Annotated in this window: 9 protein-coding genes and 1 pseudogene; 3 read left to right on the top strand and 7 right to left on the bottom strand. The window is 66.7% G+C overall.

Going from position 1 to position 18,448, the window contains the following annotated elements; all coding sequences use genetic code 11:
• Positions 1-31: 31 nt before the first annotated feature.
• The 4 genes from V2S85_RS15135 to V2S85_RS15120 form a co-directional block, all read right to left on the bottom strand.
• Positions 32-2,182, bottom strand: a complete 2,151-nt coding sequence (locus V2S85_RS15135; protein WP_330703675.1) for a TonB-dependent siderophore receptor — start codon at positions 2,180-2,182, stop codon at positions 32-34.
• Positions 2,183-2,371: 189 nt separating this feature from the next.
• Positions 2,372-5,521, bottom strand: a complete 3,150-nt coding sequence (locus V2S85_RS15130) for an autotransporter outer membrane beta-barrel domain-containing protein (protein ID WP_330703674.1) — start codon at positions 5,519-5,521, stop codon at positions 2,372-2,374.
• Positions 5,522-5,631: 110 nt separating this feature from the next.
• Positions 5,632-6,453, bottom strand: a complete 822-nt coding sequence (locus V2S85_RS15125; RefSeq protein WP_330703673.1) for a response regulator transcription factor — start codon at positions 6,451-6,453, stop codon at positions 5,632-5,634.
• Between the two features lie 302 nt (positions 6,454-6,755).
• Positions 6,756-8,447, bottom strand: a complete 1,692-nt coding sequence (locus tag V2S85_RS15120; RefSeq protein ID WP_330703672.1) for a hypothetical protein — start codon at positions 8,445-8,447, stop codon at positions 6,756-6,758.
• A gap of 177 nt (positions 8,448-8,624) precedes the next feature.
• Between V2S85_RS15120 and V2S85_RS15115 the strand changes: the two genes are divergently transcribed.
• The 3 genes and pseudogenes from V2S85_RS15115 to V2S85_RS15105 all read left to right on the top strand — a co-directional run.
• Positions 8,625-10,922, top strand: a complete 2,298-nt coding sequence (locus V2S85_RS15115) for a TonB-dependent receptor (RefSeq protein WP_330703671.1) — start codon at positions 8,625-8,627, stop codon at positions 10,920-10,922.
• An 81-nt stretch (positions 10,923-11,003) separates the two neighbouring features.
• On the top strand, positions 11,004-11,810 hold the full coding sequence (locus tag V2S85_RS15110) for a hypothetical protein (protein WP_330703670.1): 807 nt from the start codon (positions 11,004-11,006) through the stop codon (positions 11,808-11,810).
• A gap of 471 nt (positions 11,811-12,281) precedes the next feature.
• Positions 12,282-13,589: pseudogene (locus tag V2S85_RS15105) on the top strand (MFS transporter); the annotation flags it as partial.
• Between the two features lie 77 nt (positions 13,590-13,666).
• On the opposite strand, the gene V2S85_RS15100 reads toward V2S85_RS15105, so the two are convergent.
• From V2S85_RS15100 to V2S85_RS15090, 3 genes are read right to left on the bottom strand one after another with little or no spacing between them, the layout of a single operon-like run.
• On the bottom strand, positions 13,667-14,650 hold the full coding sequence (locus V2S85_RS15100; protein ID WP_330703669.1) for a nuclease: 984 nt from the start codon (positions 14,648-14,650) through the stop codon (positions 13,667-13,669).
• A gap of 40 nt (positions 14,651-14,690) precedes the next feature.
• Positions 14,691-15,863: a YdcF family protein gene (locus V2S85_RS15095; RefSeq protein ID WP_330703668.1), complete on the bottom strand. Its 1,173-nt coding sequence runs from the start codon at positions 15,861-15,863 to the stop codon at positions 14,691-14,693.
• Positions 15,864-15,883: 20 nt separating this feature from the next.
• Positions 15,884-18,367 (bottom strand): TonB-dependent receptor, encoded by a 2,484-nt coding sequence (locus tag V2S85_RS15090; RefSeq protein WP_330703667.1) that lies wholly within the window; start codon positions 18,365-18,367, stop codon positions 15,884-15,886.
• Positions 18,368-18,448: the final 81 nt, after the last annotated feature.

The raw sequence follows: 18,448 nt of genomic DNA, 5'->3' as shown, positions 1-18,448 counted from the left end.
GCCAGCGTCTCCGGGGCATCGATCGGTCAGGTCAAAACTGGTAGCGCAGCGTCAGCGTGACATTGCGCGGCTCGCCGTAGGCCAACTGGTTGTAGAAGCCGATCTGCGAATAGTACTTCTTGTCGAACAGGTTCTCGACGTTGACCTGCGCCGACAGGCCGTTCTGCAACTGGTAACGCGTCATCAGGTTCACCAGAGCGTAGGGCTTGACCTTCAGCCGCTCGGCCACGCCGGTGACCGCATTGGTCGTGTCGGTGTAGCTCAGCCCCTCCCAGTTGACGCCGCCGCCCACAGTCAGGCCGTCGAGGTTGCCCGTCAGCGCATAAGTCGTGAACAGGCGCAGCAGCTTCTGCGGATAGAGCGAGTTCACGCGCGCACCGCTGGAGTCCTTGGCCTTGAACTCGGTATAGTTGGTGGAGACCTGCCAGCCGGGCAGGATCTCGCCGTTGGCCTCGATTTCGAAGCCGGTGCTGTGCGCCCCCTTGGCGGCGCGGTAGTAGGTCATCAGCGTGTCCGCATCAATGCCCGCGTACTGGCCCAGGTTGTCCTGCTCGATGCGGAACACCGAGATCGCCGTGTTCAGCCTGCCGCCGAAGAAGGTGCTCTTGAGGCCGCCCTCGTAGTTGGAGCCGGTGACGGCGGGAAGGAAGTTGCCGTCCACGTCTTGATAGTTCTGCGGCGTGAAGATCTTGGTGTAGCTGGCATAGATCGTGTGGTTCGGCGTCACGTCGAACAGCACGCCCGCGTAGGGCAGAAAGCGGTTCTTGTCGCCATAGTCGGCCGCGCTGCCGTACGAGGTGCCGCTGCGCTCCCACGAGGCGAGGCGGCCGCCGACGATGACCTTGAGGGGATCGGCCAGCGACAGGCGCGTGGCGGCGTAGTAGCCCCACTGCTTGGTGCGGGTATCCACCACCTGGCTGCGCGTGCCCCAGGTCGGTTCGGCATAGGAGCCGTCCCACTCGAAGAAATTGCCCGGCGCCTCGGTATCGAGCGCGCTGCGGCTGTAGAACGCGAAGTCCTGCGAGGCGAAGCTGGCGCCGGCGATCAGGTCGTGCTCGCGCCCGAACAGCTGGTACTTGCCGGTGACGCGCACGCCCACGTCGTTCTGTGCGGCGCGGCCTTCGTAGTTGGCGGCGAAGGCGTTCAGGCCCTCACCGGTTTCCTTGTCCACCGTGCCCGAAAGGTAGAGCAGCTTCATGTCGCTCTTGTTGAGCGTGCGGTTGCCGTAGACCGTCACCTGCCAGTCGGCGCCGAGATCCTGCTGGAGGCGGGCAAACATCGTCTGGTTCGTGGACTTCCACGTCGTCCAGTCCGCGCCGATCGTCGTCGAACGCGACCAGTCGGTGCGGGTGCCGTCCGAATACCATACCGGCAGGCCGCCCCACTGGGTGCCGCGCGGGTCGTTGTTCTGATAGCTGATCCCCGCGCTGACATGGGTGTCGGGCGTGAGATCGGCATCGACGACGCCGTAGAGCACCAGCTTCTTGTTGTGCAGCACGTCTGTGAAGCTGTCGCCCTCCTCGTACTTGGCGACGCCGCGCACGCGGATGGTGCCGTCCGAGGTTACCGGGGTGCCGACTTCGGCCGTCACCGAGTAGGTGTTCCAGCGGCTTGCCGTGGCGGTGATCGAGCCGGTCAGATCCTGCGCGTCGGCATGCTTGCGGATGAGGTTGATCGAGGCGGCAGGATTGCCCGCGCCGGTCATCATGCCGGTGGCACCGCGCACGATCTCCACCCGTTCGTAAAGCGCGACGTCGAGCAGCGTCTCGCCCGCGCTATAGGCGGTTTCGTACTGCACGGGCACGCCGTCGACCAGGTAGTTGTCGATGTCGAAGCCGCGCGCGGAGAAGCCATTGCGGGCATTGTCGAGCGCGCGCGAGGATACGCCGGCGGCGTTGTTGATGACGTCGGACAGGGTACGGATGCCCTGGTCCTCCAGGCGCTGCGCGGTCATCACCGTGACCGACTGCGGCGTTTCCTGCAGGCTCAGCGGCAGGCCGGTCGCCGAACCGAGCTTGTCGTCGGTGGTATACGAGCCGGTGACGATGATGGCGTCGTCACCCTTGCCCGGTTCGCTGTCTGCGGCCTGCGCCAGCGCGGCGCCCGGAGCACCGACAGCCAGCGCCAGCGCTGACACGCCCTGCAGGCACGCATGGGCACGGCGGAAACGACGAAGTTGCATTGAATTTGACCCTGACCTTTGCGTGATGTTCACGCTATTGCGACGCACTCGCTTTTGTGCCGGTAGGAGTGCGATCGCATAGAGTCAATGTCCCCGCAAAACAGGCGAGGCGGCCGCGTGGATCGCGGCCGCCTCCCGGTATCCGGGCCGTGCGCGTGAGCGACGGCGGGGGCCTTCGCAAGGCTGCGATCAGAACGCGACGCTCAGCGAGGCGCGTGCGGACAAGTCCGTGCTGTCGGCGGTGCGCTCCATCCGGGTCGAGATCTTCCAGGTGAAGTCGTAGCCGCCCGCAAGCATGCCGACTTCGCCGATCCAGGCGCTCTTCACGCTTTCGCCGGCGATGGTGAAGGCGTCACCGGCGTCGTAGCTGTCGCCGCCGTTGAAGTAGGCGGTGGTGCTGCCCAGGCTGCCGCTCAGGGTCTGCCTGCGCCCGGCCTCGAGCGTGAAGGTCAGCGGCTTCCAGTCCACCGAAGGGGTGCCGAGCGAATAGGCGGCAGTCACCGTAGGCGTGGCGCTGAGCTGCTTGCTGGTGCGGCTGGCGACCGTGAGCGCCATGGCATCGCTGTCGGCGCTTTCCTCGTAGCCGCTTTCCTTCAGCCACATCTGCTCGATCTCAAACTTGGGCTTCACGCTGAAGCGGCGCGAAACGTCGTACTTGTAGGAGGCTCCCAGCAGGCCGGAAAAGAGCCAGCCGTTCCAGTTGCCGTCCGCGTCATAGGTAAAGTCCGTATCGTCGATCGTGCCGGTGTAGGTACGGGTGGAATCGATCGAGATGCGCGACGCGCCGAGGCGGGCGTAGGCCATCAGCGGCCCCTTGGTGGTCCGCCAGAAGGCGCCGAAGTCGTGCTGCCCGATATCGAGGTTGCCGGTGCCGCCGTTGTCCTTCACCGAGCTTTGAATCCAGGCATAGGAGACGCCGAAGTAGCCGAGGTCGGTGTGCCGCTCGACACCGGCGGACAGGCCCCAGCCGCTGACCTTGTAGCTTGCGGTGCCCGAGGCCTCCTTGCTCGAACGGAAATAGACCGGCTCCAGCCATCCGTCGATGTCGGAGATGTCGTACATCGAGGTCTCGTCGCTCAGGTGCCGCGCGGCCAGGCGATCGGCCATGGTCACCGCCTTGAAGACGCCGCCGGCATGATCGGGCAGCAGGGCGCTGACCTGCGTGCGCAGCGAGGCGCCGTCCGCGATGTCGAGGAAGCTGTCGGTGATGTCGTCGTCGTTCTGCGCCGTGGCGTAGATCGCGTCCCAGGCGGATGCCTGCGACTTGGTGAGGCCCAGTTCGTCGGTCGTCTTGCGGGTCACCGTCAGGTAGATGTTGCTGTCGTCCGACGATACCGCGCCATTATAGATGTACGGGGTCGCCGCCGAGGAATTGAGCGATCCTTCGATCGTCAGGTCGTCCGATGTCAGCACCGTATAGGAGCCTTCCGCCGTGGCGAGGCTGTCGAACGTCGCGCTGACGCTGGCGCCGTCCTCGAGCGTGGCGGAAGCGACCGAGATCGTCGAGCTTTCGTCCCCGTCGACGTAGACGCCGATGGTGCCGCTGGAGCCCACGTAGAGGCTGCCGAAGCTCACCGTCGTCGCCTCGTCCGGAATGTAGGTGCCGCCGTTGATGACCATCGACACGTTGTCGGCATTCGTCAGCTGGCCGGAATACGTCGCGGTGTCGTTGATCGTGACGGTGCCGGTCTCCCCGGCGAAGTCCATGGTGCCCGAATAGAGCGACTCGCCCGAGAGCGTCGCGGTCGCGGTGCCGGTGCCCCAGTAGATGTCGCCATCGTATTCGGCATCATCGGAGAGCGCGAGCGTGTCGTCGCCGGCGCCGAAATAGGTGTCGCCGTCGATGAGGCCGGTCGAGGAGGTGATCGTGTCGTTGCCCGATCCCAGCAGGATGTCGCCGACGATCGTCGCGTAGTCGGTGGTGTCCTCCTCGTCGTATTCCTCTTCGTAGTCCGCCCGGGTCTCGGCATCGTCGTCGTTGAGGTACTGGGTGATGGTGACGCCGGTGGTGTTCGCGGACAGGTCCAGCGCGACGCGGGTGTCGGTGGTCGTGCCACCGGCGGTGATGAAGCCGGTGTTGACGATGTTCGTCAGCGTGCCCGAGAGATCCTGGATCGCGATCGTGGTCCCCTCTCCCCCGGAACTCAGCGCCGCGCTGATCGTACCGCTGTTGTAGAGCGTGGTCACGGTGCTGCCCTCGTTGATGAGCAGCGCGATGGCGGTCGAATCGTAGGACGTCGCGTTCAGGGTACCGGAAACGCCGATGCCGTCGGTCAGCGTCACGTTGCCGCCCTCGCCGCCGATGACCAGGCCGTAGGCGTTGGTGTTGCTGTAATAGGAGTTGGACGTCACCGAGCCTTCGATGGCGATCGAATAAGTGCCGACGTTGGCGGCTACCGCACCGATCGTGATGTCCTCGGTCCCGCCGACCTGGATCGCGGGCCCGTTGCCGTAGTTTGTGATGACGCCGGTGCCTTCGTCGGAATCGTCGACGCCGTCGTTGTCCTCGTCATCATCGTTGTCGTCATCGTCGGAAGGCGCCGCGGCGACATAGATGCCGCCGTCGACGTTGCCGGTGATCGATACGGCGGCAGTGCCGGTACGCAGCGCGGCACGCGACAGCACCTCGGTGTTGCCGTCGTCGTCGGTATAGGAATAACCCTTGGTGACGCTACCCTGGATCGTGACGGCGCCAGTCACGTCCCCGGCCACGCTCACGGCCGTGGAGTTGTTGCCGACGACCGAGACGCTGCCTTCCACCGTCAGGTCGCCATCCACGCCCTGGGTGGAAATGCCCACCGCATTGTCGCCGATGACTTTGATCGTGCCGGTATTGGTGATGTCGCCGGTCCAGTCGCCGGCCACGACGATGCCGCCGGAGTCCTGTCCCTCGACGGTGATCGTGCCTTCGTTCAGGATCGTTCCCGAGGCATCGCCCGCGACGTAGACGCCGTAGCGGTTGCTGGCGGAGGCGATGCCGGTCGTGACGATGTTGTCGTCGTCGTCAATCGTGTAGTCTTCCAGAACCTCGATCGTGGCGTCCTCGCCGATCGATACCGTAGAGTTCGTGCCCGACGCCACGTAGATGCCGGTGGCGCCGTCCGCATCGCCGACCTCCAGCGCGCCGTTCATCGTCACAGTCGAATCGCTGTTGACCGTGATCGCGTCGCCGCTGTCGACCGCGATGGTGCCGTCGGTCGTCACCTTGACGTTCCCGGCGTCCGCCGTGGACAGCGCCGTCGTCGTGCTCTTGGACACGGTGGTGTCCGCGAAGGCGGGCTGGGCGGCAAGGGTGAGCGACAGGGCGCCGATGCTGGTGGAAAGGTGCAGAGTACGCATTTGCAAGAGTCCCGTTTCAGTAAGTTCGGATGGCACGCGGCAAGCGCCGCGGCGGGTCAGGGTCCGCGATGCCCGTTGGGTCGTTCGTGAAGGGAGGCGCGCCGGAGCGCTCAGCCGGGGTGCCTGTGGCGGTCGGCCTGCACCGGGGCGGGCGGACACTCGCTCTGCTCCGCCCATACGCTCGGCATGAACAGGTAGCCTTCGTTCCTCACGGTGCGGATCAGTTCGACCGAGCCTTTCGGCTGCAGCTTGCGGCGCAGGCGGAACAGCCGCACGTCGATCGTGCGATCGTCGGAGGCCGGATCCTCGACATGCGCCAGTTCCATGAGCTGCTCACGCGACAGCACCGCGCGCGGGTGCTCCGCGAAGGCGCGCAGGAGGCTGTATTCGCCCGGCGACAGGGCGACCAGGTCGTTGGCGGGATCGAACAGGAGGCCGAAGCCCAGGTCCATGCGCCATCCGGCGAAATGCAGGCTGTTGCCCGAGGTCTCCTCGGCGATGCGGGCGGTTGCCAGGGGCGCGCGCCGCAGGCTCGGGCTGGCGGCGCGCCGGCGCAGCACCATGCGCAGCCGTGCCAGCATCTCGCGCATGTCGCACGGCTTGACGATGCAGTCGTCGGCGCCGATCTCGAGGCTGATGATGCGGTCGATGCTGGTGCTGAACGCGGAGTAGACGACCACCGGCGGCCCGACCGGAACCAGCCGGCGCAGGGCCTCGAGCCCATCGGTCGGCGACATCGCGATATCGAGGACGACGAGGTCGAAGCGCGTCAGGTCGAGCCTGCCATGCATCGCCGCGAGGTTGTCGACCCCGACGGCATCGTAGCCATGGCCTGCAAGGAATGCGATCAGGGATGAACGCGCGTCGCCGTCGTGATCGACGACGAGAATGCGTCCATGCGCGGTTGTTGCTGGGATAGGGTCGTTCGGCATTCCCGCTGGTTATGCCGCGTCCTTATGGATGAGATTTCACCCGGCACGCCGCCATCGGGCCGCGCGGAGATATTACCGCGACGCCGGACGTCTTTCGTCAATATTACGACACTTCTGCAGCGCGGGTCGCGACAGGAATGCAACAACCCCGAAATGACGCCCGGCCTGATACATTGTCATACTTTTGCGGGGCGGGATGCATTACCGGAAAATCACCGCCGCAAACGGCACGCAATTCCCCAAGGGCAGGACCGGCATGCCCCGGGGTCTTTCGCTTCGGCAACGGTTGTGCGGCAAGCCGGTCAGTTCGGTGCCGGATACTGGAACGCGAGATCGCGCGGCAGGTCCGCCATCGCCGACAACGCGCGCGCCCCCTCGCCGTCGAGCGCGGGATCGGACGGCTGCCCCAGGCCCGCGGAACCTTCGGCGAGCCGTGCCCGCGCGCGCGCCAGCGCGGCACCCATCGCGGCGGGATCGATCACGAACCTGCCGCTCGCCGCATCGTAGCCGAGGCCGCCGCCGGACTGGCGCAGGTACGTGTACTGCACAAGCGCCGCCCGTGCGCCTGGCGCCTGCCCGCCCTCCCGCATCGCCTGGAACAGGCTCACCACATAAGCGGCGAGCAGCGGCGTGGCATCGGCCGCCTCGCCGCCGGAAGCCCGCTGCATTTCCAGCACGCGCGCCGCCGCGTCGATATCGGCGCGGAGTTCGGCCGGCAGCGCCGCATCCCCTGCCGCCGGCGGCAGCGCCGACCGTTCGAGTTCGCGCATGGAGGCCAGTTGCTCGACGACGCCGGGGGCCAGGCTGCCTGCCTGCCGCGCGACCAGGACGGCCTGCGCCACCGGGCGCATTAGCCGTTCCGTGCGAAGCGCCGCGACATTGTCCAGGCACACCACCGCGATGGTGGAGGCCGCCGGCTTCGCTCCCGCCATGTTCAGCGCATGCGCGGCCCGGATGCCGGTCGCATCCGCCCCCGCCGCGTGGACGAGTTCCCCCGCGATCGCCTGCCCGCCTGCGCATGCGCCGCCGGCGGCCTGCGCCTTGCCGTCATCGCCGGCGACGGCTACGAAGCCGCCCAGCGAGGCCTTGATCCCCATCAGGTGATCGTCGCCGCGGCCGGCGGGTCCGATGTCGACCAGGAACCGGGGGTGCTGCACCCTGCTCCAGGCGCCATCGCTGAAGCTGTAGATATCCGTCATCAGCGCGCCCGCGCGCAGCATCAGGTAATGCCTGAGTTGTTGGTCCTGCGTGTGCTTCGCCGCCTTCTCGAGCAGCTTGGCGGCGGGCCGCAGCCATTTGCGATAGGCGATCGAATAGGACACCGCCGTCAATCTGTCGCCATCCCGGCGCACTACCGTGTAGGGGCTGAGCAGCGCCGCCTTCTGCCGTGGATGCAGGGTAAGGTAGCGCTCGAATTCGCCGCGCGTCAGATCCTCGGGATAGAACCCGGCGCCGGCCGGCATCGCCTCGGTGCCGACGAACGGCCTGTCCGCGTCGAAGTGGTCCCACGGGCCGAACTCGCGCTCGAACAGGGCGATCCGTTCGGCATGGCCGGCGGACCGGTCCTCCTCCAGCGCCTTGTGCAAGTCGGCGTTATGCGCATGACGTTGTCGCAGGTAGACTTCGTTCATCAGCGCCGACGCCCTGACCAGCAGCCGCAGCACTTCGCGCTCCTCGCTGCCGAGCGCCGACAGGTCCGGCGCCACCCCGACGACGGGAGCCTGCGCGAGGCGCCGCGCAAGCGCGGACGAGGGTTCGGCCTGCGACAGCTTGCGCGCCTGCGCCGCGACGAGCGCGGTACGGCTCGGCCTGGGCGCGCCCACCTTCTCCGGCCGGGCCGGTCGCTGCCTCTCCTCCCGGCGTTCCTGCGCGGCCCGCGAGTTCGGCGAATGCAGCAGCCCCTGGTGAGGCCCGCAGGCCTGAAGCAGCAACACCGAGGCCAGCAGCGGGAGGGCGAGAGCCGATCGATCCCTGTCGAACGCGATTCCTGTCATGACCGGCAGCGCTATGCATCGCGAATTGCCACCCGATTTCAGCGGATTTCAGGCATGGCGGCCGGCACCTCGGGCACCTGCGCCCGCGCACCCGTATGCCTGATATGCGAACTGCCGCGTATCAGGGTTTGGACAGAGCACTATTCTCACCGGCATAGATAAAAACCGGAGGGGAAGATGATCCGTACGATTCTGGCATGCTCGACATGCATCGCTAGCCTGGCCGCGCCTGCGGCGCAGGCGCAGGCGGAAGACAACACCGTCCAAGGCATCGCCGACATCGTCGTCACCGCCGAGCGGCGCGAAGCGAGCGTGCAGCGCAGCGCCGTCGCGATCTCGGTCATCAGCGCCGACGATCTGGAGCGCGGCGGCGTCTCCAACGCCTCGGCCCTGCTCGATTCCGTGCCGGGGCTCGACATCACGCGCTCCAACATCAACGCCAACATCTCGCTGCGCGGCCTCGGCGGCGGCGGATCGACGCAGTACGCGGACCCGGTGGTCGGCCTAAACGTCGGCGGAGTGCCGCTCAGCCGCACCTTCTCCGCTGCCTCGGCGATGTACGACCTGGCCCGCGTCGAAGTGCTCAAGGGACCGCAGGGCACGCTCTACGGCCGCAATGCGACCGTGGGCGCGGTGAACCTCATTCCCAACAAGCCCACCTTCACCCTCTCGGGCAAGGCCGGGGTCGAGGTCGGCAACTACGATGCCTTCCGCAGCAACGCGATGATAAACGTGCCGCTGGGAGACACCGTCGCGGTCCGCGCCGCCGGGCAGACCAACTTCCACGACGGCTACCTCAGCAACGGCTACGACGATGCCGACAACAAGGCCGGCCGCCTCAGCGTGCTGTTCGAACCGGGCAGCGACTTCTCCGCCCTCGTCTGGCTCGACTACTACCGCGACCGCTCGCACGGCCCCGGTACTGTCCTGCGCTACCAGACGGCCGGGCAGGAATGGGCGGTGCCGGGCAACCCGTGGTACGCCTTCGCCCCCGCCGGCTGCGGCACCCCCGCGCTGTGCCCGACCTGGGGCGACAGCGCCGGGCAGACCTTCAACGACGCCTTCAAGTCGCAGTCGGTGGTCGGCGACGACGGCTTCGTCCACCTGACCCAGCGCATCCTTGCGGGCGAGCTGACCTGGCACACCGGCATCGGCACGCTGACCGTGGTGCCCGCCAACGTCACCACGGCCGCCGACACCCGCACGTATTCGGGCGGCCTCACCTACACGCTGCGCAACCGCACCTACCAGAACTCGGTCGAGGCGCGCCTCGCCTCGGACGGCAACGGCCCGTTCAAGTGGCTGGTCGGCGGCATCTACTTCTACGAACACATCAATTCCAACCAGCAGACCTTCGAGCCCAACGGCTTCCAGATCATCACCAGCCCCAACCTGACCGACGAGAGCGTCGGCGTCTTCGCGCAGGCGACCTATTCGGTGCTCGACCGGCTGCGGCTGACCGGCGGCGTGCGCTATACCTCGGAAACCAAGAAGCAGGACGGCTTCAGCCTGCTCGACGGGACTTTCACGACAACCACCTGCCCCTCGCCGGGGGTGGTCGTGTCAGGGGCCACGACGGCCTACGGGAACTACTACCCCAACGGCTATTGCCAGGTGCCCAACGAGGGACGGCTGCACTTCACCAACGTCAGCTGGAAGGCGGGCGTGGAGTTCGACGCGGCCGAGCGCTCGCTGCTCTACGCCAACGTCTCGACCGGGTTCAAGGCGGGCGGCTTCGCCCCGGCCCTGCCGCCCAACACCTACAAGCCCGAGAAGCTGACCGCCTTCCAGATCGGATCGAAGAACCGCTTCCTCGACAACCGCCTGCAGTTCAACGTCGAGGCGTTCTACTGGAAGTACAAGAACCAGCAGGTCAACGTGCTGCAGACGCTGCACCCGGCGGGCCAGTCGGCCTATCCGGTCAACGTCGATGGTGACCTGAAGGGGGCGGAAGCCAACATCGTCGCCCAGCCGCTGAGCAACACGACGCTGACCTTCGACGTGCTCTACGCGCGCGGCAAGTACGACCTCTATCCCACCGCCGTCTCCTCCACCGGCACGCTCGGCGGGCTGACCGACTACCCGCGCATCAACCTGCCGCACTGGTCGGGCACGGTGAAGGCGCAGCAGGTCATCCCGGTGGGCGCGAGCGAGTTCGTGCTGGCGGGCGACATGCACTTCGAATCGAAGGCCAACCTGCGCCCGGTCGCTCCTGTGAACTCGCGCCCCGGCGACCTTCGCGATGCCTTCGCCACCTTCAACGCCTCGCTGACGTGGAACGCGCCGGGGGATCGCTACAGCGTCTCCGCCTTCGTCAACAACATCACGAACGAGGCGATCATCGGCACCGGCACGGGCAGCGGCAACGTGGGTCCGGGCACGTTCTACCGGCCCTCCACCAACCCGGCCGACGCGCGCATGGTTACGCTGCAACCGCCGCGCACTTACGGCGTGCGGGTTTCGGCCAGCTTCTGAGGCGAGCCCCCTGAATGAACCTGCGGCCGGCGCGCGCCCTCAAAGAAGGTCGCGCACCGGCTGCCTGCCATGGAGTTTCCCATGAACCACTCGAACCTGGCGCGGCGCCCGCTGCTGCTCGCACTGGTCGCGGCGAGCCTGCTCCCGCCGACGCCGGCCAAGGCGCGACCGGCGCCGTTGCAACGCTACTACGCGCTCGTCTTCACCGATCCCGCACCGGGCCGCGAGGAGGACTTCAACCGCTGGTACGACACGCAGCACGCACCCGACGTTGTGTCCATCCCCGGCTTCGTGAACGCCCAGCGCTACGTGCGCAGCGACGCGCAGATGCGCCCCGATGTGGCGGACAGCCCGCGCTACCTCGTCGTATACGAGATCGCCACGCGCGACCTCGCCGCCGTCTACGCCGAGGTGAACCGCCGGGCAGCAAACGGCCGCACCCGGATGAGCGACACCATCGCCCGCACCGGAGGCATGAACGTGACGTACCGCGCCACGCAGCGCCGCAACTGGGCCACGCCGGGCGGCAGCAACTCGTGGCTGCACATCGTCATGGCCAACCCCGGGCCGGGCGAGACGGATGCGCTGGAACGCTGGTATGCCCGTCACCACGCGCCGGACATGGTCGCCCTGCCCGGCTTCACCGGTTACCAGCTTGGCGTCGCCGCACCGGTGCAGATGATCGCCGACGCCGCCCCGCGCCAGCGCATGGCGCTGTTCGCCATCACCGCGCCCGCGCTGGCGAAGACGGTCGACGCCTTCCGCGCCGCCGCCCCGCACATGACGCCGGGGCCGGAAATGCACGACCTATGGGGCTTTACCTATCGTCCGATCGGACCGACGCTGTCCGGAGACGCCGTGCGCAAGGCACGGGCAGCAGCGCGCTAGGCGGCGAAAATTGTCCCATCTTGCTTCGGATGCAATCACTGGATGTCGGGACTGGCAGGTAACGCTCAAAGAACGGACTTGCTCAATCCCACTCCGAAGCTCACTCGCGGCCATGCGATCAATCTCGTCCAGCGTCATCACCAGCGGCGGACTGACGACGAAGCTCTCGCGCGCCGCGCGGATCATCAGGCCGCGTTCAATGCAGGCCTCGCGCACAATCGGCCCTCCATAGCCGCGTGATACGCCCCATGCCGACGACCAAGCCGACATGCACGGGCTGGAACAGGTAGCCGGTGAGGCACCAGCGGGCCTTGCATCGCATAGAACGAGAACCACTTCCACGCCTCGGCAAAGACGATGCAGACCTGCCCGCGCGAGTAGGCGCGCACGGTGAGCGCCATCGGCAGATGAACCGCCGGCAAGCCCGTCCGGATATCTCGGCGTCGCAAAAGTGCAATCGTCGCCCGCTAGATGCGCGAACGCATGAGCATCCATCTTCCCGGCCATTCTCGCGACCGCGCCGGGCCCTCAATCCTGGCGCGTGAGGCGCGCCTGTTCGCCTATGCCTCCGGGAACTTCGGCAAGGCGCTCGTCTTTGCCGGGGCAGATGTGACGATCCTGTTCCTGATGACGGACCTGCTTGGGCTGTCCGCCACCTCCGCGGGACTGATGATGCTGGTGGCTCTGGCCGGAGACCTGGTGTTCGACCTCGTCGCGGCGGCGCTGGTGATCCGGTTGCGGCGCAGCGGCAAGGGCTATCGATGGCTGGTCTCGGCAGGGACAGTACCGTGCGCGATGGCTTTCGCGATACTCTATGCCATGCCGGCATCGGGTTTGCGCCAGGGCTGGCTGCTGGCCGGCGCGATGCTGGCGTTTCGCGGCGCCTATGCGGTCATCGACGTGCCGCATAACGCGATGATGGCACGGATCACCAGCGATAGCCCGACGCGCGGCCGCGTATCGGGCTATCGCCTGCTGTTCAGCACGGCCAGTTCCTTGTGCGTCGCCCTGATCCTGACCCCGCTGGTGCAACAGGCCGCACGCGACCGTTCGTTCGATGCGCTGGCAGTGACCGGCGCCGTGGCCGCCGCCCTGTTCGTGGTGACCATGGTGACCTGCACGCTGACATCGAACGCGAGCACGCGCCCGGACAACGACGCCGCGCGCGACGGCATCCGCGTTCCGCTGCGCGACCCCTTGGTGCTGGGCATGGGGCTGCTGGCCATCGTCACCGGCTTTGCCATGCCGACGTTCGGGCGGATGATCCTGTACATCTGCACTTACGTGATCGAGCAGCCCGGACTGGTCCGCGCCATCCTGCTGGCGATGTCGCTGGGCCAGTTCGCAGGCGTGCTGTTCTGGACTGCGCTGACCGGGCGCGTCGACCAGACCCGCCTCCTGGTCCTGGGCTACGCAGTCAGCGCCGCAAGCCTTGCCCTGTTCGCAGCCTGCCTCCATCAGCCCGAGGCGCTGACCGCCTGCGCGGCCCTGATCGGCTTCGGCCTGGCATCGGTGTTCATGCTACCCTGGGGCATCCTCGCCAACGCGGTCGATTTCGTCGCGCTGCGCCATGGACGTCGGCTCGAGACCGGGCTTTTCGCCTTCTACCTCGTTGCCGTGAAGGCAAGCGGAGCGGGGTCGGCGGCGCTGATCGGATGGTCCCTGGGCTGGCTGGGCTATGTCCCGGGACAGGCCCAGACGCCGGGCGTCGAATGGGCCATGCTGGCACTGGGGCTGGGACTGCCGTTCGCCGGAGCCGCCGGCGCCATCGTCCTGCTTTCTCGTTTCGACACCGGGCACGCCCGCCACGCCGGTGTCCGCGCCGCCCTCGATCGCCGGGCCCGGCAGGCAGCCGGTCAGTCCGGCGCCGAACCGGTCTCCGGGTTGAAACGGGGATTGGCGAAGTCGATCGGCGAGGGATCCACGACCGCCGGCGGCGCCGCGCTCTCCGTCCAGGCACGGCAGAGCATGTCACGCAGCATCGATGCCCCCGCAGCGGTGCGCTCGTAGATCATCTCTCGCACTTTCGTGTCGGCGAAGTTCGAAAAGCCATCGCGCTTCTCCAGTTCGAACACCTCGCCCACCTTGTCGCCCGAGGCATCGAGGTAAGCGAGCACGGCGTCGAACATGTCGCCGGAGGTATGGCCGGGCTTGCCGATGCGCGGGGCGATGTCGGCGACGGTCAGCTTCATGCCATCGACGAAGCGGCTCTCGAAGCGGCCATGAACGGTGCGATCGGTGGTATAGCCGTGCGGGTTAGGCCCGCGCCAGCCGTCGCTGCTGACCGAATCGTGCATCGGGTTGGCGCCGTCGCCGATATAATGGCCGAGGCGGATGACATCGAAGGCGCAGTTCTGCTCGGCCACCGAAGCGTCCTGCCCTTGCGCCTTCGCCGCGCGGATGCGGCGCATGCACACGACGATGCGGTCATAGGCCTCGATCGCGGCATAAGGCAGCGTACCGGTCCAGCGCACGTTGGTACGCGCGGCGGTTTCGGGATCGCTGTCCCTGATCTGCTCGTAGCGCTTGTAAAGCGCGATGACGAACTCGTAGCGCGACCGGGGAATGGGCTTCAGGAACGCGAACTGTTCGCGGAACCAGCCGTGGTTGGGGTCTTCCTCGATCTTGGAGAAATTCTCCGAGTTGCCCCGCCATGAATCGGGCAGCAGCGAGGACGCACCGATATAGTCCTCGTACTTGCGCAGGAAGACCGGGCCGTCCGCGGGAATGGCCTCGATCGCGGCGCGGTCGATGACCGTGTGGGCGGTACCACCCCAGGCCATCGCGGCGGCAGGGGTGAGGCTCAGCGCGGCGACGGCGGCGAAGACGATATGGCGCATGGGAAACTCCAGCTTTCCACCCCTTGGCGGGGAAAGGGCATTATGGATCGAGGGGATCGCGCGGGTCCACCCTGGCCGACTGCGGCGAGGGGAGGAATTCGAGTTCCGTGGGTGATATCCGCTTGCCGGTCTTGCCCGGCTGGTAGCCCAGCTCGCGCTGGTTGCGGGCCACGAAGTCCGGGCTCTCGATCGCGGCGCTCTGGCCCGGATTGCAGACGATGAGCGCCTCCTTGTCCAGCGGCGCCCCCATGGCCATGAGAAGGCGCGTGGCATTGCGCAAGTTGGTGGTGGTGTGGCGCGCATAGGGCTCGATAACGATGGCTTCGGGCGGGATGCCGTAGCGGTCGATCAGAGCCCGGCGCATTTCCTCGGCCTCTGCGAAACGCGTGGCGCGCGGATGGGCCCGGCCGCCGGTAACGATGATGAACGGCGCCTCTCCAGCCGCGAAACGCTGCGCGGCCAGGCGCAGGTGGTACTTGCCGAAGGGACTGAGCGGCATCCCCTCCACTTCCGGCCCCACCCCGGTGACGATCAGCGCGCTATATCGGTAGCGCGCCCAGTCGAGGCCCTTCGCACGCTTCGTCGCGGGCGCGTTGAGGCCGCCCGCCAGCGGCTCGTAGCCGACCGCGTCCGTGCGGTCACTGCCGTCGAGCAGCGCCAGCGCGAACTCCACGCTGGGGTCCAGCGCCTGCAGGGAATGCGCGCGCAAAGTCTGCGAAAGCCATGTGGCCGCCTGCAGGCGCGAGCGGATCTCCTGCGGATCGATCATGCCTGCGCCGTCGATCTGCGGATAAGGGGGCACCTGCCCGAGGCCGTAAGTGCGCACGATGGCGTTGACGCCCGCGATCTCGCGCGCGGCCTGTGCGGCGGGTCCGTCATCCGGCACAGGAGCCGGCGCGATGGCCGACAAGGCAGCGGCCAGCGCCTGCGCCTCGCCGTCGCTCCAGAGCATCGCCTGCGCCACGCAGCCCAGGTCGCCGCCACAGGCCACGCGCCGGTCGGACCGGGCGCGCAGCATGGCGGCGACTTCGGGGCGGGCCTGCAGCGTGTTCATCAGCGCGGGATTGCGGCCCAGCGCATCCAGCAGCGGGAACAACCGCCGCGACAGGCTCTCGGCCAGGGTGTCTCCTGCCGCCGGAAGCATCGCAGGGCTTGCGGCCCCGGCATGAGCCGGGACCGCCGTGAAGGAAAGCGCCGCAGCGAGCACCGCCATGCGTGCCGAAGCCCTGCCCATTACCAGGACTTGCCGATGACGAGGCGGAAGTTGCGCCCATAGATCGGACGCCCGTAGATAGCCTCGGCGCTGCCCTGCCCGGCCAGCGAGTCGGTGCGGGTATTGCCTTCGGTCAGGCCATGCGCATTGAACAGGTTGTCGCCGACGACCTGCAGGTTCCAGCTGCCGTGCTTCACCGTCACGCCCGCACCGACGGTGCCGTATGCAGGCAGCGCGGTGTTGTTGTAGACGTCGACGTAGCGCTTGCCCATGTACGTGTAGCGACCATAGACGGACACGTCGCTATCACCGACCGCAAAGGAATAGCCGGGCCGGATATTGCCGTAGATCTTGGGCTCGCGCACGATCTGGTTGCCTTCGGCAAGCGCCGGATCGGCACCGTCGGAGTTCTGGAAGTCCTTGTACTTGGGATCGCTGACGGTCAACGCGCCGTCGATCGTGAAGCCCGGCAGGAACGCGGCCTCCAGGTGCCCGTCGAACTCGATGCCCTTGATGACCGCCTTGCCGACGAAGGGCACGGTGACGTCGTTCTGGCCGGTCTCCTCGTCATAGGCGAGGAACGAGGCGTTGAGCGGATCGAAGTTCGAGACGAACCCGGTCACGTAGAGATACGAGCGGCCCGAACGCATCTTGAGGCCCAGTTCGAACTGGTTGACCTTGGTGGTGATGGTCGTCGGCGTGCTGGCCGACATCGATGCGCTGATGCCGAAGGGCTGTTCGAGGTGCGAGGCGCGGCCATAGAGGCCGAAGGAGCCGCTGAGGTCGTAGTTCACCCCTGCCGTCCAGTTCAGCGAATCCGGCGCATAGTGGCGGGTCACGGTGGCTCCGGTGAAGCCGCGCGTGGTGTTGTCGGCCAGCGTCGTCGCGTCGCCCAGATCGACCTGCTCGGTCAGCGCCGCCCAACCGTCGTAGTAGTACTTCTCGTAACGGATGCCGCCGTCGATCTTCAGGCCGCTCGTCACCGTCCAGGTGTCGTTGCCGTACAGACCCCACATCTTCGCGTCGGAATCGCCCTTGGACAGCGTGGTCGTGTAATTCAGCACGCCGTTGTCGGTGACCGATCCCAGCACTTCGCCGGTGGCCGAATAGGCGACCAGGTCCAGTAGCTTGGGCTTGCTGGACACCTCCATCAGGTAGTTCTGGTAGATGACGTCCTGGCTCATGCCGTAGAGACTGCCGTAGAGGCCAAGCTTGAGGTCGTGGTCGCCAAGGCCGGTGTGGAAGGTGCGGGCGGCCGAAAGGTCGGCCTGGCCGGAATAGTACTTCGAATGGATATCGCGATACTGCGCCTGCATCACCAGGCCCGACGCCGAATAGGGATCATAGGCCGTGCTGGTCCCGGCGTAGACGTAGCCTAGCGAGGCGACATTGCTGCCAAAGGCGGTCTGCGCCGCACTCAGGTAGCTCGATGCGAAAGTATCACCGTCGGAAGGATTGGTCGTGGAATAGAGCGCCGCGAAATCGAGCTTACCTTGTGTATAGCCGGCCTTGGCGGAAATCAGCCAGTCGCCGAAGTTCGCGTCATAACGCAGCCCCAGGTTGAGCATCTGGGTATGGCGGCCGTCCGACAGGTCGCTATTGCGCGAGACGATGTTCCCGGCGCCGTCGCGGTACTGCAGGTTGACGTTGCGCAGTTCGGGCGTGTTCAGGGTGCCGGTGAAGTAGTTGATGTACTTGTTCAGCGAGACGCTGGGGTCCGTGGGATCGGAAACCGGGATCGGCAGATAGAAGACGTTGTGATCGTTGACGTAGTTGACGCTGAACTTGATCGAACCGTTGTCCAGATCGTGCTTGATGTTGGCGCGGATCTGGCCGCCCTTGTCGGTCGGGAAGCCGTTGTCGCGGTATCCGTCGTTGTACCGCAGGAAGCCCCCGATCGCGTAGTAGGTGTTCGAATTGATCGGGCCGGCCTGATAGGCATCGGCGCGGTAGAGTCCGCTGTCACCCAGCGTGACCTGCGCCTTGCCGCGCGGCGTGTCATTGCCGGTAACGGTGATCTGGTTGATGATGGCGCCAGAGTTGCTGGAGTAGATCGGTGCCGGACCGCCGCGCACGACCTCCATGTGGTCGGTCATGAGGTCATAGCGGATCAGCGAATCGCCGCGCCAGAAGTAGCCTTCGTTTTCCTGGAACAGGGTCATGCCGTCCTGCTGGAACGACACGAAGCTGCCGTCGCTGGGCAGGCCGCGCAGGCGGTAGATGTTCTGCACTTCGCCCCCGGTGATCTCGGTCTGGAAACCGGGAAGCTGGCCGATGAGGTCCGACAGGTTGACCGGCGCGATCTTCTCGACGTCGTCCTGCGACAGCGTGTTGACCGCATAGGACACGTCGAAGCGGCGCTCCGCGCGGGTCGAGCCGGTGACGATGATATCGTCGCCGCTGGCGTCCTTCGCGGCGGCGGGCGCCTCGTCGGCATAGGCGGGGGTGAAGGCGGTGGCGAGCGCGACGAAAGCCGCGCCGGTGGCGAGAACGGTCTTGAGCATGAAGGCCCCTCATGAAATTCGGGTCGCCCGGGAGGCGGCGACGAGGGCGCTCTGGACATGCAATGTGACGTTTTTAATTAT

Origin of the sequence: Novosphingobium resinovorum (assembly GCF_036352595.1) — a bacterium.
Lineage (GTDB): Bacteria > Pseudomonadota > Alphaproteobacteria > Sphingomonadales > Sphingomonadaceae > Novosphingobium > Novosphingobium resinovorum_B.
This window is presented reverse-complemented; position numbering and strand designations above follow the sequence as displayed.